Below are 23320 nucleotides of genomic sequence, written 5' to 3'. Positions count from 1 at the left end.
ACGGCTTCTCTTGTCATCGCCGGACCGGGCCGCATAAGCTCGGTCGATTCGATGATCTGGAGAAACACGCATGAAACGATGGCTCGCACCGGTGGCGCTGCTCGGCCTGATCGCCAGCCCGTTCGCCGCCGCCGATGACGACGGCGCCCGCTACTGGAGCAGCGGCGGCCGCGGTGAAGGCTATTGCGAGATCAGCCAGCGCGTCGACGATCGGGTCGTGCTGGAACTGCGCGGCAACGACGTCCGTGTCCGCACGCTCGGCGGCGAGCACTTTCCGCTCGGCCAGGTGCGCTGCTCCGGGCCGTTGCCGGACAATCCGAAGGATTTCCGGGTCGAGCTGCGCAGCGGCCGCGGCCACCTGACCCGCGCCGACGCACCGAACGGCCGGCGGCCGGCACAGATCGAGCTGTTCGATCCGCGTTCGGGCAACGCGCTCTACGTTGTCGACATCCGCTGGCGCGACGATCGCTGGTCCGACAACGGCAACGACGACCGCGACAATACGGTCCGCCGTTGCCAGAACGCTGTGCAGGACGAATTCGCCCGCCGCAACTACGGCGACGGCAAGCTGCGTTTCCGCGGCCAGCCGCAGATCGATCGTAATGGCAACGAGCTGCGCGTGTTCGGCAGCGGCGAGGCACGCAACCGCAACGACGAGCGAGATCTGCGCTACCAGTGCCAGCTTGACCGGCGCTCGGGCCGGGTCCGTTCGGCCGACTACTGGTACGACAACGGCGCGCTGCGCTCGGCAACGCCACAGCGCTGATCGGTTAGCGCCAGACGCTTACCACCAGACCGGTTCGGACTCGATCATCACGCCGAACCGGGCGAGCACATCGGCCTGCACCGCCTCGGTCAGCGCGGCGACGTCGGCGCGCTGCGCACCGCCGTGGTTGACCAGCACCAGCGCCTGCTTCTCGTACATGCCAACCGGGCCAAGACGGCGCCCTTTCCAGCCGGCCTGTTCGATCAGCCAGCCGGCGGCCAGCTTGTACGCGCCACCGGGCATCGGGTAAGACACCAGCTTCGGGTATTCGGCCAGCAAGGCGTCGCGCTGCGCGGCCGGCACGATCGGGTTCTTGAAGAAGCTGCCGGCGTTGCCGATCAGCGCCGGATCGGGCAGCTTGCGCTGGCGCACGTTGATCACCGCCTGGGCAACACCGGCCGGCGTGCGTGGCAGGCCGGCGGTGTTCAGCTCGGCCTCGATGTCGCCGTAGCCGGTCTGCAGTGCCCCGGTCTTGCTCAGTTTGAACACCACCTCGGCGATCAGCCAGCGGCCGGCCTCCTCCTGCTTGAACACGCTGTCGCGGTAGGCAAAGCGGCAGTCGGCGTTCGTGAATTCGCGGCCCACGCCATCGGTCAGCCGGTAGGCCGTCAACGAATGCAGCGTGTCCTTGACCTCGACACCGTAGGCGCCGATGTTCTGCACCGGCGCGGCGCCGACCGAGCCCGGAATCAAGGCCAGATTCTCGAGCCCGCCCCAGCCTTGCGCCAGCGTCCACATCACGAAATCATGCCAGACCTCGCCCGCGCCGGCGGCGACGTAAACCGCATCGTCGTCCTCGGCAATCACGCGGCGGCCGATGATCCCGACCTGCAAGGTCAGGCCATCGACGACGTCGGGCAGTACCAGATTGCTGCCGCCGCCGAGCACGTTCCTGGGCATCGCCGCCAGGGTGCCGTCGCCGGCCATATCGGCCAGTTGCGCCGGGTCGGCAATCGTCAACAAACGGCTGGCGCGGGCCGGCAGGCGCAGCGTGTTGAACGGACTGAGGTCGACGTCGGTCCGGACGCCGGGATTGGAAATGGCCATGATCACTCCGCGAAAGCGCAATTATCGCCGATGCGCGGACGGCGCCAACAGATAAAAAAAACCGGGGCCCGCAGGCCCCGGTTGGCTCGCCAGTGCAGGAATCAGAAGTTGCCGAAGATCTTGCTGAAGTCCCACAGCTGCTGCGCGATGCCGCTGCACTGCCAGTTGGCGGCGGTATTGCCGGCGCAATTGCCGTTGTCGCGACCGAGCGACCAGAACGCCAGCCGTCCCATACCCTGCTGAGCGGCGAAGTCGCGCACCAGCTGTGCATCGGCCAGCGTGAAGACCTCGGTCGGGTTGTCGTTCTGACCGATCATCGCCGTCGCACCGATCATCGCCCAGTACTGCGCATCGGTCTTGCCCGGCCACAGCGTCTTGAGCTGCGAGAACACGCCCTGCAGTGCCGACACCGAACGCGCGCCCATCTGGTTGCCCGAGACGCCGTCGTAGTAGTCCATGATCATCGGATTGACGATGCTGACCTCGACGCCAGCATTCTTGGCCGACTGCAGCACGTACAGGTCGGCCGAAGCGAAGCCGGTGACCGGATGAACGCCCAGCGTGAACGACACGGTCAGCGTCTTGCCCTTGGCCTTGAAGTTGTCCTGGAGGATCTTCAACGCGGCGCTGCGGCGGTCGACGATCGCCGGTTCGAGGTTGTTGTAGATGTCGCCCGCTTCCGGATCGAGGTCGAGGTGGTCGACGCCGAACTTGTCGAGCTGCGCCTGATAGACCGCGGCAAGACTGGCGGCATCGCTGCAGCGGCGCGCCAGATCGTTCGCGTTCCAGCCGCCGCTCGAAATGATCACATCGCCGCCGAGTGCGCGCAGCCCCTGCACCTTGGACAGGATCGTGCCCTCGTCGGACGGCCAGGTACCGGCGCAGCCGCCGTTCGAGTTGTAGAACGCCAGCGTGATGTACTTCTGCCCGGTGGCCTGCGACCAGCCGATCGGATCGAAAGCGCCACTGACGTCGACATACGGCGCAAACCTGAACTTGCCCGATACCGGGGTCGGGGTCGGGGTCGGCGTCGGCGTCGGCGTCGGCGTCGGCGTCGGCGTCACCGAACCACAAGGACCGAGGTCTTTCCACGGGCCCCATTGATCGGCGCCGGGAACGTCATTCGCACTGGCCCACCATTTGGCCTCCCAATTCCGGCCCTTGTAGGACACCTTGCCGCTGCTCTGTCCCTGCCAAGCCGGGTAGCACGACGTCGGAGCGGGGGTCGGAGTCGGAGTCGGAGTCGGAGTCGGAGTCGGAGCCGGAGTCGGGGTCGGGGTCGGGGTCGGGGTCGGGGTCGGCGTTGGCGTTGGCGTTGGCGTTGGCGTCGCACCAGTGTCAACGCCAAGGTCTTGCCACAACGTCGGCGTCGTCGACGGCGTCCAGCCCGCACCGACATAGGCGGTGTGCGTGGTCAGCGCCTTGTAGTCATGCCCCTGGTAGGAAACGATGGTACCGGCGGTATAGGTATTGCCCTCGACCCAGGTCGGATAAGCGGCGTAAACCTGCACCATCGCCAGTGCAGCCGGCATTGCCGCCAATGCAAAACGGTTGATACGTAACATCGTGTTCACCATCCTTTTTTTGCGTGGACAGGCCGCACGACATCGTCGCGGCGGCGCTTGCGCGCGCCGGCGGAGCCAGAACGGCCATGCAAGATGAACGGCCGAACGGCCGCCATGCGAACAGAAAAACAAAAGCACCGTCGGATACCGCGAGCCGGGGGCGGTACAGCGCCCGGATGCGACAGCTTGATGCCGTTCGGACACGCGCACGCGCACCCGCTCCGGCGCTTGCGACCGCAGCGGCCGCCCGTGTCGGCACACGGATCCTCCGGGCCAAAAAAAACCGGCCACACACTGTGCGGCCGGTTTGGTTGACGCTTACGGCAGCGCTTTCAGCGCGGCCTTGGCCGGCACCGAGAAGTTGTAGCCGTCGTGCTTGTCCCAGTTGATCGACCAGGTCATCACGCCGCGATAGTCCGGGTAAGCCTGCTTCGGCTTCACGGTATCGCAACCCACCAGCTGGGTCAGGCAAGTGAGCGCGTTCTTGACGGTCGCCGCGGTCACGAAGCCACGACCTGCCGACGACGGGCCGCTCGGCACGCCGAACGCCACCTGGTCAGGACGCAGGCCCTTGAACTCCCAACCGGCGCCGTAGTTGACCTTGAAGCCTTCGATCAGCATCAGCGAGCCACCGACCAGTGCATCGACGGTGCCTTCGTTCAGCGTACGGCCATCGGTGTAGGTAAAGCCACCGTTGTTGTAGTACTGAACGTGGATCATGTTCAGATCGTTACGCAGGCCGTCGATGATCCCGAGGTAAGCACCCCAGATCCCCGAGTACGCCACATAGCCGCCCTGGACATACGGATGCTCCGGCGCCATCGACAGGTAGAAGGTCGGGCCGACCTTGGCCTTGAGCTGCTGCACCGCACTGATCAGGTTGCCGATGATCGGCGTGCCTTGCACCACCCCGGCACCGCTTTCGAGGTCGAGGTCGATACCGTCGAAACCGTACTTGGTGATGATGGCGTACAGCGAATCGACGAAGTTCTTCACGTCGGCGGCGGTCGACAGGGTCATCCGGCCTTCCTGGCCGCCGAGCGACAGAATGACCTTCTTGCCCTTGGCGCGCTTGGCGGCGACGTCGGCGATGAATTCAGCCTCGGTACCTGCGTTCTTGTCGAGGTTGAATGCCACCTTGCCGGCACCCGCATCGTCGGCGAAGGAAATCATGATGACGTCCCAGTCGTCCGAGACGTTGCGCAGCGGAATCGCATCACCGGCACCGTTGGTGAAGTTGTGCCAGTAACCGATCAGCGCATGCTTGGGCAGGCCCGCACCCGACGGGGTCGGCGTCGGAACAGGGGGCGGCGCCGGAGTCGGTGCTGGGGTCGGCGTCGGAACAGGGGTCGGCGCGGGGGTCGGCGCGGGGGTCGGTGCTGGCGTCGGCGTCGGAACAGGTGTCGGAACAGGTGTCGGCGCCGGGGTCGGCGCTGGCGTCGGGGTCGGAGCAGGCGTAGGTGCTGGCGTCGGAGCCGGCGTCGGGCTTACCGGGCCGCAAACACCCAGATCGTTCCACGGCTTGCCATCACCGACATTGCTCGACGGCACATCGCCCTGCGTCCACCACTTGGCCGAGTAGGTATGGCCGTTGTAGCTGACGGTTGCGCCACCGTTGTAGGCCGCCGTCGACGACCAGGCCGCTGCGGTGCAACCGGCCGACGGGGTCGGTGCGGGCGTGGGAGCCGGCGTCGGTGCGGGCGTCGGCACCGGAGTGGGGGCCGGGGTCGGCGCAGGCGTCGGCGCCGGGCTCGGTGTGCCGGTGCTCGCACCGACCAGCTTCCACAGCGTCGGGCTCGACGCCGGGTTCCAGTTGGCACCAACGTAGGCGGTATGGGTCACCAGCGCCTGGTAGTCGCTACCGCTGTACGACACGTAGGTGCCGGCGGTATAGGTCTGGCCTTCTTGCCAGGCCGGATACGCCGCGTAGGCGTGTACGGCGAAGAGCGCTGCCGGAATGGCAGCCAGCGCAAAGCGATTGAACATTGACATCTCTCCTCACTGCTTTTTGTTTGGCACCGTATCGTGGCGCCTGTGAAAAGGCCCCCCCGAAAACCGGGAGGGCCCAGGGATCACGCACTCATTCGAGCCGGATCATTTCTCGCCTTACTGACGAATCTTCGCCATGGCCGAGGTCAGTTCACCGTCGGCGGTATCGCCGTCCGATTCCCAGGCGAAGACGCCGCCCAGACCCTTGGCCTTGGCATAGTCGACCTTGTTCTGGATGTCGGTCGGGGTGTCGTAGCTCCACCAGGTGGTGCCGTCGTACTTGTACGACTGCTTGGTCACCGGGTGGTAACGCAGCGTGCCGGCGGCGTTCTTCAGGACCTTGTAGTCCTCGATGCCGGCTTCGTACGTGCCCTTGGCGGCGCCGGTGGCGGTCTGGTACAGACCATCACCATTCGGGCCGGCCTTCACGCCAGTCCAGCCACGACCGTAGAACGGGATGCCGAGGTGGAGCTTGGTAGCCGGTGCGCCCGCAGCCAGCAGCGCGGTCACAGCGCTGTCGGTGTTGTACGTCGAACCCAGGCCCGGCTTGCCGGTCTTCGGATCGAGGTAGTTCGGGCTGGCCGGATCAGCGTACAGATGCGCCTGGAAGTCGGTCGGACCTTGTGCTGCCCATGCGCCGTTGTAGTCGTACGACATGATGTTGATCCAGTCGAGGTACTTGCTGTACTCGGCCGGTTCGGTCATCGCGATCTTGTCGCTACCCGCGCCGATGGCCACGGTCAGCAGATACTTCTTGCCGGTGGTCGTGCCGTAGGCGTCGAGCTGTTCGCGGAATTCCTTGAGCAGCAAGCTGAAGTTCTGCTTGTCGGCATCGGACACGGTGTTGGTACCCACGCCCTGCACGCCCGGGAATTCCCAGTCGATGTCGATACCGTCGAACACGCCTGCGCCGGTACCCGCACCACCCGAGTTCGAACCCGAGTCGTACTTCAGGTTGCCCTTGATGTACTGGTCGATGCACGACGACACCAGTGCCTTGCGGCCAGCGTCGGTTGCAGCTGCGGCCGAGAACCACTTCGACCACGTCCAGCCGCCCAGCGAAATCAACGTCTTCAGTTGCGGGTTCTTGGCCTTCAGCTTCTTCAACTGGTTGAAGTTACCCTTCAGGCTGCCGGTACCGTCGGCACCCCAGGCATCTGCAACGCCGTCGACCGATTCAGCGGCCGAGAAGCCCTTGTTGTATGCGGCCCACGAGTCGCCGCCATCGCCATTACCCGATTCGGTCTTGGTGATGCTGGCATCGCACTTATAGGTACCGTCTGCTTGCTTGAAGATGTTGCCGAACGAGTAGTTCAGGAAGGTCAGCTTGGCAGCCTGGCCGCTGGTCTGGACATTCTTCAGGAAGAAAGCGCGACCGTAGATCGACCATTCAGCAAAGTACGAACCCACTTGCTTGCTGCCGCTCGGCGTCGGTGCTGGGGTCGGTGCTGGGGTCGGTGCTGGGGTCGGTGCCGGGGTCGGAGCAGGCGTCGGCGCCGGGGTCGGTGCTGGGGTCGGCGCCGGGGTCGGAGCAGGCGTCGGCGCCGGGGTCGGAGCAGGCGTCGGCGCCGGGGTCGGAGCAGGCGTCGGTGCCGGGGTCGGAGCAGGCGTCGGGGTCGGTGCCGGGGTCGGCGCAGGCGTCGGAGCAGGCGTCGGTGCCGTGCCTTGCAGTTCCCACGGGCCGTACTGGTCAGCGCCCGGGATATTGTTCTGCGTCCACCACTTGGCCTTGTAGGTCGCGCCGTTGTAGCTCACGCACTGGCCGGCGTTATAGACCGCACTGTTCGACCAAGCGGCGCAACCGCTCGGCGTCGGCGCCGGGGTCGGCGTTGCGGTCGGGGTAGGCGTCGGCGCCGGAGTCGGCGCAGGTGTTGCGGTCGGCGTCGGAGCCGGGGTCGGTGCAGGCGTCGGCGCGGCAGTCGGTGCCGGGGTCGGCGTACCGGTGCTGGCACCAATCAGTTTCCACAGTGTCGGGCTCGCAGCCGGGTTCCAGTTGGCACCGACGTAGGCGGTGTGGGTTACCAGCGCCTGATAGTCACTGCCGCTGTACGACACATAGGTACCGGCGGTGTAGGTCTGGCCTTCCGCCCAAGCCGGATAAGCAGCATGAGCCTGGACAGCGAACAGCGCGGCCGGAATGGCTGCAAGGGCAAAACGATTGAATTGCGACATATAGAAACGTCTCCATCCTCTTTATATTTGGCGTTATTCACGCGCATCCACTGGTCATATCGACTGTCTTTATTGTGTCAGCTAATTGTCAGACACCTCGATATCACCATGCTGCAAACGCTCACCTTTGGGTGTAGTCGCCTGCGATGAGGTTCATTAGCGGGGAGTGCCGGTTCAAAGTCAATAAGCTAGGCGGGGGCCGTTTATCGGCCGGATAAACGTCATTTACGACCGATAGTCGTTCGCTACCGAAACCGATGCGCGCCCTCATACTGCACTGCAACAAAACACATCAAAACCATGTAAATCAGCGCAATAATCTCGTAACCACCAATGCTGCATCGCAATATTAAATTTATCTGATGTAGATTTACGAGCAAACTGCATGTAGTTGCATGGCTACAAACTACGAACACTGTGGCCGGAACAGCTGTTCGTCCGTATCGAATTCGAAACGGTGCACCTGTGTGCGGGTGCCACCAACTTTCTTATCACGTACAACTAAAAAACAAATGAGTAAGAAAATGCGCAAGAGCAGAAAAACCTCCGCGATTCCGGACGGTTTTATCTGACGGACAAGCGGTTGAAAGTGGTATTAGGGGTTTGAACGCAATGGCATTGCACACCCAAGAATCTGTTCGATGCCTGTTCACGCCGGCGTTCTGGGTCGTTCCGGATGGCGGGTAGGCGTGAACTACCCCACGGCGCAAATACCGCAAGCGGTTTGCAACGCCGCCTCGCCGGCAATACCAAGGGGTCGGGCAGAAAAAATGCGATCGCTGTGCGCCTTGCTTATTAACACGCGATGAATGACGGCTTCGGGCGATTTCATCCGACGAGGCGCCTGTGCTTTTTCCTGCCAGGCGCAGTCGCGAAAGACATTGAACAGGCGCTAAGGACGATTGCCCAGATCCCAGCGCGCGCAGTACCACTTGGTCTGCTTGTTGGCGAGACCGACGAGCACGCTGCCCGTCGCAGAAAGGTAGCGCGGATACGGGCCGGGCAAGGGCTGGAAGCGCATCCCCAGTCGCTCTTCGAGCCTGCTGCGAACCGCTTCGACCGGCTGGGCGATCAGCGCGCCGACAATCAAGGTGCCGCTTTGCGGCGGATTGGTGAAGACTTCCTTGGCCAGCACGCCGGCCAGATCGGCATTCTGCGCGTCGAACCAGTCGGCCCCGCCCCAGGTGCGCAAGGGCTTGCCGAGATGGCGGCGCAGATAAGTCTGCCAGTAATCGGTCGACCATTCGCCGCGGCATGACAGCGCCGCTTCGAGCCGGTCACCGAAATGCGAGGGCAAGGCCGCGCCCTTGGCCGCCAGCGCCGGCAGACATGAAAAAACCGCCATGCACAGCGGAGCGACAAAACGCGCAAGCCGTGTCATGGCGGTTCGTTCGGGCAAAGCCGGATCAGCCGCTGTTACGCAGGCCGGCGGCAATACCGTTGATGGTCAGATGGACCGCGTGCTGCACGTCCTCGCTCTCGTCACCGGCACGCAAGCGCTTGAGCAGCTCGACCTGCAGATGGTTGAGCGGATCGAGGTAAGGCAGGCGGTTGTCGAGGCTGCGCGACAGCATCGGATTGTCGGCCAGCAGCTCGTCGTGTTCGGTGATCGCCTTGACCACGTCGACGGCGCGTTGCCACTCGGCCTTGATCCGGCCAAAAATGCGCCGTGCCAGATCCTGATCGTTGACCAGCTCCGAATAACGCGCGGCAATCGCGATGTCCGACTTCGCCAGCACCATCTCCATATTGGAAATCGTCGAGGTGAAGAACGGCCAATCGCGGTACAGCCGGCGCAGCGTGTCCAGGCCCTGATCACCGGCGGTGTCGAGGTATTCGGTCACGGCGGTACCGAAGCCATACCAGCCCGGCAGCATCAGCCGGCACTGCGACCACGAGAACACCCACGGAATCGCGCGCAGGTCGCCGATCGAATTGGTCGCCTTGCGGGCGGCCGGGCGTGAACCGATGTTCAGGCTCGGGATCTCGCCGATCGGCGTGGCTTCACGGAAGTAGGTCACGAAGTCCGGCGTTGCGAACACCAGATCGCGGTAGGCGCGGTAGGCGTGCGCCGACAGATCATCCATCAGCGCCAGCGAGGCCGGGTCGTCGGTCTGCTCGCCGTTGTGCTTCGGCAGGCTGGCCTCCAGCGTCGCCGACACAAGGATTTCCAGGTTGCGGCGGCCGACTTCGCGGTCGGCGTACTTGGCGGCAATCACTTCGCCCTGCTCGGTGATGCGGATCTGGCCCGCGACCGAACCGGCCGGCTGCGCCAGGATTGCGTCGTACGCCGGGCCGCCACCGCGGCCGACGGTGCCGCCACGACCGTGGAACAGCCGCATCTTGAAACCGGCGGCATCGAAGACCTTGACCAGCGTCTGCTCGGCCTTGTACAGCTCCCAGTTCGACGTCAGATAGCCGCCGTCCTTATTCGAGTCCGAATAGCCGAGCATCACTTCCTGCACGCCGCTGCGGCAGCCAAGCAGCTGGCGCCACTGCGGAATCGCGAACAGCTCGGTCATGATCTCGCCGCAGATGCGCAGGTCGGGAATCGTTTCGAACAACGGGATGATATTGATCTTGGCGACCGTCGTCGGCGCCAGCTGCACCAGGCCGACTTCATTCAGCAGCACCGCGACTTCGAGGATGTCCGATACCGATTCGCAGTTGGAGATGATGTAGTTCGGCAGTACCGCTTCGCCGTAACGCGACTGGATTTCCTCGGCGGCGCGGTAGATGTCGATTTCCTTCTGCGTCTCGGCGGTGTAATCGACGTACGGGCAGATCAGCGGGCGCGGGCTGGCGAGCTCGCGCAGCAGCACGACGCGGCGGCTGGCCTCGTCGAGCTTCAGATAGTCCTCAAGGCCGGCCTTTTCAAACAGCTCGGCGATCACCTTGTCGTGAATGCCCGAATTCTGGCGCATGTCGACCGGCGCCAGATGGAAGCCGAACACGCTGACGGCGCGCTGCAAGCGGCGCAAACGTCCCTGGCTGAGCTTGGTGGCGCTGTGTGCCTTGAGCGAGTTGCTGATCACCGCCAGATCGGCTGCCAGTTCCTGCGCGCTCTTGTACGGCTCGGCGCGGACGACGTCGTGCAGGGTCTGATGGAAGGTACCGATCTTGACTGCGGTCGCGAAAATCCGCGCGCCGACATGCGCGACGGCGAGCCGGTACGGCTCTTCGCCCTTATGCGCACGCTCTTCCGGGCTGGCCTTCTCGGCCAGCTGTTGCAGCGTCGAATCGACCTGAACCAAGCGGGTCGACATCGACAGCTCGCCTTCGAGCTTCTGGCATTGCTGATAGTAGTAATCGAGCGCCACGCCCGACTGGCGCGACACTGCATAGCGCATCACTTCAGCGGTCACGAACGGGTTGCCGTCGCGGTCACCGCCGATCCAGCTGCCAACCTGCAGGAAGTTCGGCAATTCGACCTTCTTGCCCGAAAGCGCCGCCAGCTTGTCCTCGAGATCGAGCATCAGCCGCGGCACTTCATGCAGGAAGGAATTGCGGAAATACGTGGTGCCGTTCTCGATCTCGTCCTGCACGCGCAGTTTGACGGTACGAATTTCGCGCGTCTGCCACAGCGTGATCAGCACGCGCTCGAGCGCTTCCTGATTGGCTTGCAGCTCTTCCGGTGTCAGGTGGCTGTGGTCGCGTTCGGCCAGCAGCTCGCCGACGGCACGGTGGCACTCGAGGATGGTCTTGCGTTTGACTTCGGTCGGATGCGCCGTCAGCACTGGCACGATCAGCGTTTCGTTCAGCAGCGCCAGCATCTCGGAAGGTTTGACGCCACGGGCATCGAGGCTCTCGATCGCTGCGGCGATACTGCCGCGTTGCGGCGCCGAACCAGCGATCTTGTGCGCGCGACGGCGACGATTGTGGTGCAGATCCTCTGCTATATTCGAAAGGTGAGAGAAAGAACTGAAGCCACGAACCAGGGCCATTGCATCGGCCAGGTCCAGTGCCGACAGTGCTCTCGCCAGCGCCTGACCGGCTGCCGGGTCATGCCCTTGCACGTATTTGAGCGCAAGCTCGCGAATCGCTTCAATCTGCTCGGCAGCGGCGCTGCCGGATTGTTCACGGATGGTTTCGGCCAATACGCGGGACAGAAGGTCCAGATCACGCGCAAGCGGCAGGTCTTTCTCGGCAATCGGTTCTAGTACGGACATGGGCGGCTCGGCAGCGGCTGATTTATAGGCAAAATGTTCCCCATTGTAGCAACAAGTCGTCGTAACTGAAGCCCTTCACCAATGCCTGGCCCCTTCGGAGCGCCTTCCTTGCAATACCCTTTTTTCCTGATCAATGGATTTGCCGAGCGGCGTACCTCCGGATCGCCGCTCGCGGTCTTCTTGGTCGACGCCTTGCCCGACGATGCGGTGATGCGCCAACTGGCCTACCAGTTGAACCAGCCCGAGTCGGTTTTCGTCACCCGCAACGCCGATGCCATTCGCTGCATCGCACCGCAATTCACGCTGCCGTTCTCCGGGCTGGCCCAGTTGGCTGCCGCCGCGGTGCTGCACCAGGAAACCGGCCGCTGCCCCGAGCGCCTGCCGGGGCGCTACGGGCCGATCCAGCTATCGCGCGACGAACATGCTTACTGGTTCCGCGCCTGGGCCAACCGCACGCAACCGGCGGCGGCCGGCACGATGGAGATCGCCAGCGCCTTGGGCGTCGACGCCCGCGACATCGCCGCGCCGGCGCTAATGATCGACACCGGCCTCGCGCAACTGATGGTGCAGCTGCGTTCGCGCCAGGCCGTGCTGCAGGCTGCGCCTCACCCGGCGCTGCTGGCGCAGCTTGCCAGCAACGGCCAGCACATCGCCCAGCTGGCGCTCTGGCACCGTGACGGCGATATCGCGATGCTGCGCTTTTTCAGCAGCGACTCGTTCAATGTCTATGAGGATTTCGGTTCCGGCAGCGCCGTCGCCAACCTCGGCGGCTGGCTGCTCGCCACCGGTTGCGACTTGCCGTGCCGGCTCAAGGTCGAGCAAGGGCACACGATCCATCGGCCGAACACGCGGCTGTCGGTACTGCACCTGCAGATTGGCGCCGATCGCGCCATAGCCGTCGGCGGGCGGATCTGGATCGTTGGCGAGGGCCGGATCGAACTCTGACCCGCCTCAGGGCTCGCCGCCGTGTACGGCGTCGATGCCGAAGCGGCGTTGCGTCCGCAGCCAGACATCCTGCAGCTGCCGCGCCCGGCCGTTGCCGGGTTCGATCCGCAGCGCGCGCTGCACGCAGGTCTGGGCGATCTGCATGTAATTGGCGTCCCAGCCCATCCGGTTGACGCAACTCAGCAGCGCGTTGGCTGCGTTGAGCAATACTCCGACGTTGCCCGGCAGCCGGTCGAGCGCCACGATGAAGCGCTCGGCCGCGCCGCGCAGATCGCCTTCCTGCGCGGCACGCACCGCCTCGTTGTTGAGCTCGATGATGTCGCGCGCCGCCTCCTGGATCAGTGCGGCACCCGCCTCCGGCCGGCCCATGCCGGCATACAAGGCTTCGACGCCGGCGACGATTTCGGCGTCGTCGTGGCGGTTGCTCAGCGCGCGGCGGACCAGTTTCTCGGCGTCGCCACCGTCACCGAGCGTGACGCACGCCTGCGCGGCTTCGAGCAGCGCACCGGCCGGCGCATCGTCGCGCGCCGCCAGCCGGGTGGCCGCGCCGGTGATCAGCTTGCGCGCCTTGTCCTTTTCACCGGACTGCATGAAGCTCGCGCCTTCGATCATCTCGGCGACCGCCTGACCGACTTCGTCGCCGCGGAAATCGTGCATCAGCTGCGCCGCGGTACGCCGTGCGGCGCCAATGTCGCCCTGCGCCAGCTGCACCCGCGCCAGCTCGCCGTACAGCGCCGGATCGCGCCAGAACGAACCGCGATTCAGTTGCACCGCCTGACTCAGCGCCGCCTGCGCGACATCGAGCGCGCCGTTACGCTGCGCCAGCCGGCCACGGGCGCGCTGACGTCGCGCCACCAGCGGCGAGCGCGTCACCGCCTGCTCGAGTACCGCCTGCGCCGCTTCGCCATCGCCCTGCGCCGCCAGCGTTCTTGCCAGCCCGTCGTAGGCGTCCATGACCAGTTCGTGTTCGGTCTTGACCCGCTCGAACAACAGCTTGGCCTCGTCATACTGTTTAAGTTCGAACAGCGAACGCGCCAGACCCATCTGCGCCCACGGCCAGTCGCCGTCGGCCAGTTGTTCACGGTAGAAATCCCGCGCCAGTGCGTGTTCGCCAAGCAGGCCCAGCAAGCGCCCCTTGTGCCGCAACAGGTCCGGGCGCTCGGCCGGCGTCGCGCCCGACAGCTCGGTATTGCAAGCGGCAATCGCCGCCAGATAGTCGCCGGCACGGCTGGCGTCGTCGATCGCCCGCAACTGGCGCTTGCGCGCAATGGCCCGCGCCAGCCGCTCGAGCAGCTCGCTGCCCGAAAACGGCTTGAGCAGGTAGGCGTCCGGTGTCAGCTCGGCCGCGCTCATCACCTGTGACAGCCGGCGCTCGCCGGTGACGATCATGAACACGCACGAGGGTTTGAGCAGATGCTGCGTCTGGCAGGCCTCGAAAAAATGCAGGCCGTCGAAGGACTGACCGAGGTCGTACTCGCACAGCACGATGTCGTACGGCGTCTGCTTGAGCTTGCCGTAGGCGTCGCCGGTCCGCGCCGCGTAATCGACTTCGCCGACGCCGGCCTCGAGCAGTCCGCGCGCGAGCATCGCCCTGACTTCGGAAGCAGGCTCGATGATCAGGGCACGGCTGGTTTGGCTCATGGGCGAACGGCTCAGTCGGTCAATGGTTCGAGTTTGGCATACGCGACGGCCAGCCACTTGCTGCCGTGATCGCGGAAGTTGACTTGCACATTGCCGGTCGCGCCGCCCTCGTGGTCGGTGACGACGCCAATGCCGAACTTCGGATGCTTCACGCTCATGCCGATCGACAGGCCGTGATCCGGCGTGCTCTTGCGCGCAGACGCGCGCGACGGCGCAGCCGCGGCCTGCGGCGCATAGCCGCGATTGAGGAAATGCAACAGGTCCTGCGGGATTTCATTGAGGAACCGGCTGGCCACCGCGTAGCGCGTCTGACCATGCAGCATGCGGCTCTGCGCCAGCGTCAGATACAGCCGTCGCCGCGCGCGGGTGATCGCCACGTACATCAGCCGGCGCTCTTCTTCGAGGCCCTTCGGGTCGCCGGCACTGTTGTCGTGCGGAAACAGTCCTTCCTCGATTCCGGTCAGGAACACCGAATGGAACTCGAGCCCCTTGGCCGAGTGCACCGTCATCAGCTGTACTGCCGCCTCGCCAGCACCGGCCTCGCGCTCGCCGCCCTCGAGACTGGCGTTGGCGAGAAAGGCCGCGATATCGTTCTCGTCTTCGGTGACGAAGGCCGCTGCGGCGCTGACGAGTTCGCCGAGGTTGGCGAGCCGTTCCTCGCCCTCCTTGTCGTTGCGGTAGTGCTCGCCCAGCCCCGATTGCTCGATGACCAGCGATACCAGCTCGGGCAGCGCCAGCCCCTCGCTGGCCTGGCGCATCGCCTCGACCAGATGGACAAAGCGCCCCACCGCTGCCGCGCTGCGACCGGCCCCCCCCGCGCACGCGGCCAGCCACAGGCTGGTACCGGTCACCCGTGCTGTGTCCTGCAGCGTTTCGATCGTACGGTTACCGATGCCACGGGTCGGGAAATTGATGATGCGCAGCAAGGCATTGTCGTCGTCGGCATTGGCAATCAGCCGCAAATACGCCAGCGCGTGTTTGACTTCCTGCCGCTCGTAAAAGCGCAGGCCGCCATAGACGCGATACGGAATTCCGGCCTGAACCAGCGCATGCTCGATCGCGCGCGATTGCGCGTTCGAGCGATACAGCACGGCAATGTCGTTGGCATCGACGCCGTCACGGCACAACTGGCCGACTTCATCGACGATGAAATCGGCTTCCTCGAAATCGGACGCGGCCTCGAATACCCGGATCTGCTCGCCGCCGGCTTCCGACGTCCATAGGGTCTTGCCCAGACGCTCGCGATTATTGGCGATCACCGCATTGGCCGCATCAAGGATATTGGCGTGCGAGCGGTAATTCTGCTCGAGCCGGATCACATGCTGGACGGCGTAATCTTTCTGAAAGTCGAACATATTGCCGACATTGGCGCCCCGGAATGCATAGATCGACTGGTCGTCGTCGCCGACGGCGAAAATCGCGTTATCGGGCCCGGCCAGCAGCTTCAGCCAGGCGTATTGCAGCCGGTTGGTATCCTGGAATTCGTCGACCAGAATCTGCCGGAATCGCGAGCGGTAATGCTCACGCAGCGAGGCATTGCGATCGAGCAGTTCGAAGCTGGCCAGCAGCAATTCGGCGAAGTCGACCACACCCTCGCGGCGGCACTGGGTTTCGTATTCGGCGTAGATCGCCCGCAAGGTGCGGGAGAAGTCATCCCAGGCTTCGGCCGCTGCCGCGCGCAGGCCGTTTTCCTTCTGGCCGTTGATGTACTGCTGCACCGTTTTGGGCGGAAAGCGCTCGTCGTCGATGGTCAGCGCCTTGAGCACGCGCTTGATCGCGGCCAGTTGATCGGTCGAATCGAGAATCGCAAACGTTGCCGGCAGGCCGGCGTCGCGATGGTGCAATCGCAACATGCGGTTGCACAGGCCGTGGAAGGTGCCGATCCACAGTCCGCGCGGGTTCAGCGGCAGCATGGCCGTCAGCCGCGCCAGCATTTCCTTGGCGGCCTTGTTCGTGAACGTCACCGCCAGCACGCCGGCCGGGCTGAGCTGGCCCGTCGACAGGAGCCAGGCGATGCGCGTTGTCAGCACCCTGGTCTTGCCGCTGCCGGCGCCGGCGAGGATCAGCGCATGCGCCATCGGCAGCTCGACCGCGGCGGCCTGTTCAGGATTGAGGGACTCGGTCAGCGGATGCGCCATGAGAATACAGCCCGGGCAAAACGGCGATTGTACCGGTTCTGCCCGCGACGCTCGAACGCAGCAGGCATGAAAAAAGGCAGCGTTACGCTGCCTTTTTGATGGACATCCTGCGAATCAAACGCGCAGATCGTCCAGCGATTTGCCGGTGGCCAGCCAATCGATTGCCCATTGCGGCTTGCGGCCGCGGCCCGACCAGGTTTGGCTCGGGTCATTCGGGTTGGCAAACTGCGGCTTGCCAGCAACAGCAACTTTCTTGCCGAGCTTTTTGGCAGCTTCAACGCCAAGCACTTCGTTCAGCGAGAAACCCTTGGCGGCAGCCAGGTTTTGGATTTCGACCAGCAGATCGTGCTTGTCGGTCACCTTGCGGTTTTCGATTTCGACAGCGATCTTCTTTTGCAGTTCATACAGCTGCGGCAGGCTGAAGCCGGACAGTTCCATTGGTCGCTCCTTGTTCGGGGATGTAATGACGATGCGTCACATTTCCCGATCAATTATGCACAGCCATTCCAGCCATTTCAAGTAAAGCGCAAATCCAATTCCAATTACTCCATCAATAAGAAGATGCTTATTGATAAAGTAACTATCCGCTTCGCAAGGCTGGATTCGAATCAAGCCACCGGTTGATATCCTGCAATTGTGCCTCGTCCAGCGCGCCAACTGCCGCAGCCAGCTGCAGTCTGGCGAAGAGGTACTGGTAGCGGGTCACGACCAGATTGAAACGCGTTTGGTAATAATTCTGTTCGGCATTGAGCACGTCGACCGTTGTCCGGACACCCACATCGCGGCCGAGCTTGGTCGATTCGAGCGACGAGCGCGCCGAGACTTCGGCCTGCTCGAGCGCCCGGACCTGCGCCGCGCCATTCTGTACGCCGAGGAAGGCCTGCTTGGTCGATTGCGCCGCGTCGCGGCGCGTCGCTTCGAGTGTCTGGCGCTGTTGCTCTTCGAGCGCGATCGCCTCGCGGTACTGCGAGCTGCGGTTGCCGCCGGTGAACAGCGGAATCGACAACTGCAGGCCGATCAGCCCGTTGCTCGTCCGGTCGGTGCCACCGGCGCGTGCCAAGCCGTCGGCGGCCCAATCGCTGCCGTAGCTGGCGACCAGATCGAGCGTCGGCAGCGTCGAGAGACGGTAGCGGTCGATCTGGCGGGTGGCGATATCGAGGCCCAGCTTTTGCCCGGCGATCGCCAGGCTGCCGGTGTCGGCGCGCATCAGCCAGTCGGCCATCGCGTTCGGCTGCGGCGGCGATGGTTCGAGCTGGGTCGATATCTTCGCCAGCACCGTCGGGTCCTGGTTGGTCAGTTGGGTAAAGGCGTTGCGTTTGACCTCGAGATCGTTCTGCGCGTTGATCTCGGTCGCGACGATCGAGTCGTAACGCGCCTGCGCCTCGTGCGTGTCGGTGATCGTCGCGGTGCCAACCTCGAACGATTTCTTGGCCTGCGCCAGCTGCTGGCCGACAGCGGCTTTTTGCGCAGCGGAAAAGCGCACCGCTTCTTCGGCGGCAATCACCTCGAAATAGGCCTTGGCGACGCGCAGGATCAGGTCCTGCTCGGCGGCGCGATATTGCACCTCGGCCTGATCGGCCTGTTTCTTCAGCTGGTCGCTGCCGACGAAGGCATCGGCGCGGTAGATCGGCTGCGCCGCGGTGACCTTGAGCCCGTACTGGCCGCCGCTGTTGTCGTAATTCGGATTCAGCAGCGTCGCCTGCCCGGCGCGGTAATCACTCGACGCCACGCCGGCGTTGCCGCTCAGCGTCACCTGCGGCAGCAGCAAGGCATTGCCCTGGTTGGTTTTCTCGCGCCCTGCGGTCAGGCCGGCGCGCGATGCGGCAAACGCCGCGTCGTAGCCGCGCGCGGCGCGCCAGGCATCCATCAGGTCGGTCGCGCCGGCCAGCGGCATCGCGCCGGCCAATACCAGCGCCATCCATGATCGTTTCATCGTTGTTCTCATTGTTGTGTCACCGCGTGTTCAGGCACGGGCGGCTTGATCCGGAACCACGCGGCATACAGCGCCGGCAGGAAGAGCAGCGTCAGCACGGTCGCGACGAGCAGCCCGCCCATGATCGCGATGGCCATCGGCCCCCAGAAGGTGTCGCGCGTCAGCGGAATCATCGCCAGGATCGCCGCAGCGGCGGTCAGCATGATCGGGCGGAAGCGCCGCACTGCCGACTCGATCACCGCGGTCCACGCCGGGTGGCCGTGACGGATGTCCTGCTCAATCTGGTCCATCAGGATCACCGAATTGCGCATGATCATGCCAGACAGCGCGATCACGCCCAAGGTTGCGACGAAGCCGAACGGCGCCCGGAACAACAGCAAGGCGATCGCCACGCCGATCAGTCCGAGCGGCGCGGTCAGCAGCACCATGATCATCCGCTGGATGCTTTGCAGCTGGATCATCAGCAAGGTCATCACGACGATCAGCATCAAGGGCATCACCGCCGAGATCGAATCCTCGCCGATCTTCGACGCTTCGAGCGTGCCGCCAACCTCGATGTGATAACCCGCCGGCAGTTTGGCCTCGATCGCGGCAATGGCCGGCTGCAGCGCCTTGGCGATATCGGGCGCCTGCGCGCCGCTGACGTCGGCCCGCACCGACAGCGTCGGCACACGGTTGCGGCGCCAGATCAGGCTTTCCTCGGCCTCAAGCGCCACATCGCCGAGTTGCGACAGCGGCACGCTGCGGCCATTGGCCAGCTTGACCGGCAGATCGCGGATCGCCGTCAGCGAGGTGCGCTCGGTCGGCAGCAGCCGGGCAACGACATCGATCAGCTCGTTGTTCTCGCGATACTGCGTTGCGGTGACGCCGGACACCGCCAGTTGCAGATATTGCGCCAGCTGCTGCGTCGTCAGCCCGACTTCGCGCAGCTTGTCCTGGTCGGCGTGGATGCGCAGCACCTTGACCTGCTCGCCCCAGTCGAAATGCACCTCGCGGGCGTGCGGATTGGCGCGCATGGCATGGGCGACCTGCTCGCCGATCCGGCGCAATTCGCCGACGTCCTCGCCGGACACGCGGAACTGCAAGGGGTAACCCACCGGCGGGCCGTTTTCCAGCCGCACCACCCGGCCGCGCACCTGGGCGAAATCATTGGCGAACAGCACATGGATGCGTTTGAGCACGTTCTCACGCACTTTTTCGCCCTTGGTCATCACCGTCAGCTGGGCGAAGTTCAGGTTGGGCATCTGCTCGTCGAGCGGCAGGTAATAGCGCGGCGAGCCAACGCCGACATAGGCGGTGACACTTTCGACGTCCGGATCCTTCATCAAAATGGCTTCGAGCTTTTTCGCCTCCGCCTCGGTCGCCTGATACGACGCCGCGTACGGCAGCCACAGATCGACCATCAGCTCGGGCCGGCTCGATGCCGGGAAGAACTGCTTCGGGATCAGCGTCGCGAACACGACGATCGCAGCAACAAAGGCCAGCGCGGTCGCGGCGATCGTCGTCTTGCGCCAGGTGATGCACCAGGTCAGCAGCGCGCGGAAGCTGCGGTAGAACCGGCCCTGGTAAACGTCGTGCTCCTCGTGCTTCGGCGTTTCCGGCAGCAGCTTGAAGCCGATATACGGCGTGAACACCACCGCGACTATCCACGACAGCATCAGCGCAATGCCGACGACGGCGAAGATCGAGAATGTGTATTCGCCGGCATTCGACTTGGCAAGGCCGACCGGCAGGAAGCCGGCCGCGGTGATCAGCGTCCCGGTCAGCATCGGCATCGCCGTGCTCGAATACGCGAACGTCGCCGCCCGGAAGCGATCCCAGCCCTGCTCGAGCTTGAGCGCCATCATCTCGACCGCGATGATCGCGTCGTCGACCAGCAGGCCGAGCGCGATGACCAGCGCGCCGAGCGAGATCCGCTGCAGGTCGATGCCGGCGGCGAACATGCCCAGAAAAGTAAGCGCCAGCACCAGCGGAATCGACAGCGCGACGACAATGCCGGTGCGCCAGCCGAGGCTGAGGAAGCTCACCGCCAGCACGATCAGCACCGCCTCGCCGAGCGAGTGCATGAAGATTTTGACTGCACCCTTCACCACCGCCGGCTGGTCCGACACCGCGTGGAATTCGATGCCGACCGGCAGGCTGGCTTTGGCCTTGGCCAGCGTCGCGTCGATCTGCTCGCCCATGCTCAGCACGTTGCCGCCGTGGCGCATCGACACGCCAAGACCGATCGCCGGCTGGCCCTGGTAGCGCATTTTCAGCGTCGGCGGATCGATCGTCGCCCGGTAGACGTTGGCGATATCGCCGAGCCGGAAGCGCTTGCCCTGAACGTCGACCACGGTGTCGCGGATGCGCGCCACGGCGTCGTAATTGCCGGTGACGCGGACGAAAACGCGCTCCTCGCGCCCTTCGACCACACCGGCCGGCGTCAGCGCATTGGTCGCCGCCAGCACCTGATTGATCTGGAACGGCGAGACGCCAAGCGCGGCGAGCTTGGCCGCCGAATATTCGACATAGATCTTCTGGTCCTGTTCGCCGACCAGCGTGACCTTGTTGACGTCCTTGATCCGCAGCAGTTCGGTGCGTACGTCCTCGACATAGTCCTTCAGCTCCGGCATCGAGAAGCCGTCGCTGGTGAACGCATACAGATTGCCGTAGGTCTCGCCGAACTCGTCGTTGAAGAACGGCCCGACGGTGCCCTGCGGCAGGGTGCGCTGGATGTCGCCGATGCGCTTCCTGACCTGATACCACGCATCGTCGACCGCCTTGCCGCGGATCGTCTCCTGCAGGCTGACGATGATCAGCGCCTCACCGGCGCGCGAGTAGCTCCTGGTGAAGTCGATTGCGCCGATGCCCTGCAGCGCTTTCTCGAGCGGATCGGTCAGCTGCTTTTCGACCTCGGACGCCGATGCACCGGGCCAGAAACCGCGGACGACCATCGCCTTGAAGGTGAACTCCGGGTCTTCCTTCTGGCCGAGCTTGGTGTACGCCAGCACGCCGGCCAGCGACAGCACGATCATCAGGTAGAGCACCAGCGACTGGTGCTTGAGCGCCCACGCCGACAGATTGAAGCGGCCGGCGTGCGTCGCCGGGTCGAAATCCTGTTCGTTCATGCGCCGGCTCCTGCCACCGACTTGGCCGGCGTCGCCGCCAGCGCTTTCACCGGCTGGCCTTCGCGCAGCAGATGTACGCCAGCGGTGACGATCTGCTCGCCCGCCTTGACCCCCGACACCAGCACCGCGGTATCGGTGATCGTCAGCACCTTGACCGGCTGTGCATGGACGCGCCCCGCCTTGGTGTCGAGACGCCAGACCTGCTGCTTGCCGGTTTCGCCGAACAGCGCCGTCAGCGGCAGCCTCACCTGCCCACCGGCCGCGGCCGTATCGGGTGCGGCCAGCCTCACGCTCGCGGTCATGCCAAGGCCAAGCTGCGGCACCGTTTCGTCGAACACCACCCGTGACGCATAGGTACGCGAAGCCGGATCAGCCGCGGCCGAGATCTCGCTGACATGGCCGGCGAACTCCTTCCCCTGCATCGCCCACAGCCGGATCTTCACCTTGTCACCGAGCTTGACCTTGCCATGCAGGTTTTCCGGCACGTCGAGGCCGACTTCGCGCACACCGTCGCGCGCCAGCGTCACCACCGGCGTGCCGGCCGACACCACCTGCCCCGGTTCAGCGCTGACGCGGGTCACGGCACCATCGGCGTCGGCGAGCAAGGTCGCATAGCCGGCCTGATTGCGCGCGAGCTGCTGCTGCGCCTCGGCCTGCCGCAGCGATTCGCTGGCGGCGTCGAGTGCGGTCTTGCGCGTATCGACCTCGGCCTGGCTGACGAACTTCTGCGCGAACAGCGCCTTGCTGCGCTCGTAGTCCATCTTCACCTTGGCGAGCTGTGCCCGCGCCGACGCCGCCTGCGCCTCGGCCGCAGCGGCGTTCAGCGCTGCATCCTGCGGGTCGATGCGCGCGATCACGTCGCCCTTCCTCACCACCGCACCGATGTCGACGCGCCGCTCGATCAGCTTGCCGCCGATCCGGAAACCCAGCGGCGTTTCAACGTGGGCGCGCACGGTACCGGTCAGCTCGGCGCCGGGCAAGGCCGCATCGGCACCAGCGGTGACGACGCGTACCGGCCGGACTTCCTCCTGCGGCTTGGCGCCGTCCTTGCACGCCGCCAGCAGGGCGAAAACGATCAGCGCACTCGCCAGTCTGAGTGGACGCGGCGCGGGGGCGATGCGATCAAGCATGGTCGGAAACCTCGGAACGGGTTGAGTCGGGATGCGGGTACAGGCCGTGCAGCACCAGATCGAGCAGGGTGTCGAGATAGCGGATCGGGTCGAGCTGGGCATGGCTACTCGGCATATAGCGCGACAGCATCGCCATCACCACCGGCGCGCACAGCACGTGCAATACGTATTCGACGTCGATCGGCCGGAATTCACCACTGGCGATACCGGCCTCGATCACCTGACGAAAGATGGCTTCGCCGCGCGCAACGAACTGGTCGTTGTACAACTGCGCGACCTCGGGAAAGTTGCCGGCCTCGGCAACCATCAGCTTGGGCAGCGCCGACAGCCGCGTCTCGCCCATGCTCTTCCACCAGAGGTGGACGACGCAGCGCAGCCGCTCGGACGCATCGCCTTCGACGTCGTCGAGCACCGCCTCGGCCTCGTCGAGCGCCGGCAGCAGCAGCTCATTGATCAGCGCCTTGAAGATGTCTTCCTTGCCGGCGAAATACAGGTACGGCGTACCGCGGGTGACGCCGGCACGCTTGGCGATCTCGTCGATCCGTGTCGCCGCATAGCCCTTTTCGGCAAACAGTTCGAGCGCCGCTTCGAGGATTTCGTGCGGCCTGGCTTCCTTGCGACGCGACCAGCGCTTGGGGCAGAGGCTCATGGCGTTAGTAATAAATGAATATTCATTTAATTATTGAATGCCATTCGGGTAATGGTCAATCCCGTC

Annotated in this window: 15 protein-coding genes; 2 read left to right on the top strand and 13 right to left on the bottom strand. The window is 64.6% G+C overall.

Annotated elements, in window-relative coordinates:
- The first annotated feature begins 70 nt into the window (after positions 1-70).
- Positions 71-766, top strand: a complete 696-nt coding sequence (locus tag R0382_RS07980; RefSeq protein WP_432723709.1) for a hypothetical protein — start codon at positions 71-73, stop codon at positions 764-766.
- An 18-nt stretch (positions 767-784) separates the two neighbouring features.
- On the opposite strand, the gene murB is transcribed toward R0382_RS07980, so the two are convergent.
- From murB to ppc, 6 genes are all read right to left on the bottom strand, one after another.
- Complete coding sequence (gene murB / locus R0382_RS07975; protein ID WP_432723707.1) at positions 785-1813, bottom strand: UDP-N-acetylmuramate dehydrogenase; 1029 nt, start codon at positions 1811-1813, stop codon at positions 785-787.
- 101 nt (positions 1814-1914) lie between these two features.
- Positions 1915-3378 (bottom strand): carbohydrate-binding protein, encoded by a 1464-nt coding sequence (locus R0382_RS07970; protein ID WP_432723705.1) that lies wholly within the window; start codon positions 3376-3378, stop codon positions 1915-1917.
- Between the two features lie 318 nt (positions 3379-3696).
- Complete coding sequence (locus R0382_RS07965) at positions 3697-5364, bottom strand: chitinase (protein WP_432723703.1); 1668 nt, start codon at positions 5362-5364, stop codon at positions 3697-3699.
- Between the two features lie 120 nt (positions 5365-5484).
- Complete coding sequence (locus R0382_RS07960; protein WP_432723701.1) at positions 5485-7539, bottom strand: glycosyl hydrolase family 18 protein; 2055 nt, start codon at positions 7537-7539, stop codon at positions 5485-5487.
- An 892-nt stretch (positions 7540-8431) separates the two neighbouring features.
- Positions 8432-8920, bottom strand: a complete 489-nt coding sequence (locus tag R0382_RS07955) for a hypothetical protein (RefSeq protein WP_432723699.1) — start codon at positions 8918-8920, stop codon at positions 8432-8434.
- A 25-nt stretch (positions 8921-8945) separates the two neighbouring features.
- Positions 8946-11708: a phosphoenolpyruvate carboxylase gene (gene ppc, locus R0382_RS07950; RefSeq protein WP_432723697.1), complete on the bottom strand. Its 2763-nt coding sequence runs from the start codon at positions 11706-11708 to the stop codon at positions 8946-8948.
- 108 nt (positions 11709-11816) lie between these two features.
- Here ppc and R0382_RS07945 point away from each other — a divergent pair, with 108 nt between their 5' ends.
- Positions 11817-12653, top strand: coding sequence for a PhzF family phenazine biosynthesis protein (locus tag R0382_RS07945; RefSeq protein WP_432723695.1), 837 nt, complete (start codon positions 11817-11819; stop codon positions 12651-12653).
- Positions 12654-12659: 6 nt separating this feature from the next.
- On the opposite strand, the gene R0382_RS07940 is transcribed toward R0382_RS07945, so the two are convergent.
- From R0382_RS07940 to R0382_RS07910, 7 genes are all read right to left on the bottom strand, one after another.
- Entirely contained in the window at positions 12660-14294 is a 1635-nt protein-coding gene (locus tag R0382_RS07940) for a response regulator (RefSeq protein ID WP_432723693.1), read from the bottom strand.
- 11 nt (positions 14295-14305) lie between these two features.
- Positions 14306-16432: a UvrD-helicase domain-containing protein gene (locus tag R0382_RS07935; protein WP_432723692.1), complete on the bottom strand. Its 2127-nt coding sequence runs from the start codon at positions 16430-16432 to the stop codon at positions 14306-14308.
- A 114-nt stretch (positions 16433-16546) separates the two neighbouring features.
- Positions 16547-16870 (bottom strand): H-NS family nucleoid-associated regulatory protein, encoded by a 324-nt coding sequence (locus R0382_RS07930; protein WP_203539822.1) that lies wholly within the window; start codon positions 16868-16870, stop codon positions 16547-16549.
- Positions 16871-17012: 142 nt separating this feature from the next.
- A complete protein-coding gene (locus R0382_RS07925; protein ID WP_432723690.1) occupies positions 17013-18365 on the bottom strand; it encodes a TolC family outer membrane protein in 1353 nt (450 codons plus the stop codon).
- An 8-nt stretch (positions 18366-18373) separates the two neighbouring features.
- On the bottom strand, positions 18374-21475 hold the full coding sequence (locus R0382_RS07920) for an efflux RND transporter permease subunit (RefSeq protein ID WP_432723688.1): 3102 nt from the start codon (positions 21473-21475) through the stop codon (positions 18374-18376).
- Positions 21472-22605, bottom strand: coding sequence for an efflux RND transporter periplasmic adaptor subunit (locus R0382_RS07915; protein ID WP_432723686.1), 1134 nt, complete (start codon positions 22603-22605; stop codon positions 21472-21474). Before R0382_RS07915 ends, R0382_RS07920 begins: the two co-directional genes overlap by 4 nt.
- A complete protein-coding gene (locus tag R0382_RS07910) occupies positions 22598-23254 on the bottom strand; it encodes a TetR/AcrR family transcriptional regulator (RefSeq protein WP_432723684.1) in 657 nt (218 codons plus the stop codon). Before R0382_RS07910 ends, R0382_RS07915 begins: the two co-directional genes overlap by 8 nt.
- Positions 23255-23320: the final 66 nt, after the last annotated feature.

The sequence above is a fragment of the Jeongeupia wiesaeckerbachi genome (assembly GCF_050916355.1).
GTDB lineage: Bacteria > Pseudomonadota > Gammaproteobacteria > Burkholderiales > Chitinibacteraceae > Jeongeupia > Jeongeupia wiesaeckerbachi.
This window is presented reverse-complemented; position numbering and strand designations above follow the sequence as displayed.

Coding starts and splice junctions, on each gene's coding strand:
- ppc (WP_432723697.1), bottom strand. CDS start 11,708: ATGTCCGTACTAGAACCGATTGCCGAGAAAGACCTGCCGCTTGCGCGT.
- R0382_RS07980 (WP_432723709.1), top strand. CDS start 71: ATGAAACGATGGCTCGCACCGGTGGCGCTGCTCGGCCTGATCGCCAGC.
- R0382_RS07920 (WP_432723688.1), bottom strand. CDS start 21,475: ATGAACGAACAGGATTTCGACCCGGCGACGCACGCCGGCCGCTTCAAT.
- R0382_RS07970 (WP_432723705.1), bottom strand. CDS start 3,378: ATGTTACGTATCAACCGTTTTGCATTGGCGGCAATGCCGGCTGCACTG.
- R0382_RS07915 (WP_432723686.1), bottom strand. CDS start 22,605: ATGCTTGATCGCATCGCCCCCGCGCCGCGTCCACTCAGACTGGCGAGT.
- murB (WP_432723707.1), bottom strand. CDS start 1,813: ATGGCCATTTCCAATCCCGGCGTCCGGACCGACGTCGACCTCAGTCCG.
- R0382_RS07935 (WP_432723692.1), bottom strand. CDS start 16,432: ATGGCGCATCCGCTGACCGAGTCCCTCAATCCTGAACAGGCCGCCGCG.
- R0382_RS07925 (WP_432723690.1), bottom strand. CDS start 18,365: ATGAAACGATCATGGATGGCGCTGGTATTGGCCGGCGCGATGCCGCTG.
- R0382_RS07965 (WP_432723703.1), bottom strand. CDS start 5,364: ATGTTCAATCGCTTTGCGCTGGCTGCCATTCCGGCAGCGCTCTTCGCC.
- R0382_RS07955 (WP_432723699.1), bottom strand. CDS start 8,920: ATGACACGGCTTGCGCGTTTTGTCGCTCCGCTGTGCATGGCGGTTTTT.
- R0382_RS07960 (WP_432723701.1), bottom strand. CDS start 7,539: ATGTCGCAATTCAATCGTTTTGCCCTTGCAGCCATTCCGGCCGCGCTG.
- R0382_RS07940 (WP_432723693.1), bottom strand. CDS start 14,294: ATGAGCCAAACCAGCCGTGCCCTGATCATCGAGCCTGCTTCCGAAGTC.
- R0382_RS07930 (WP_203539822.1), bottom strand. CDS start 16,870: ATGGAACTGTCCGGCTTCAGCCTGCCGCAGCTGTATGAACTGCAAAAG.
- R0382_RS07910 (WP_432723684.1), bottom strand. CDS start 23,254: ATGAGCCTCTGCCCCAAGCGCTGGTCGCGTCGCAAGGAAGCCAGGCCG.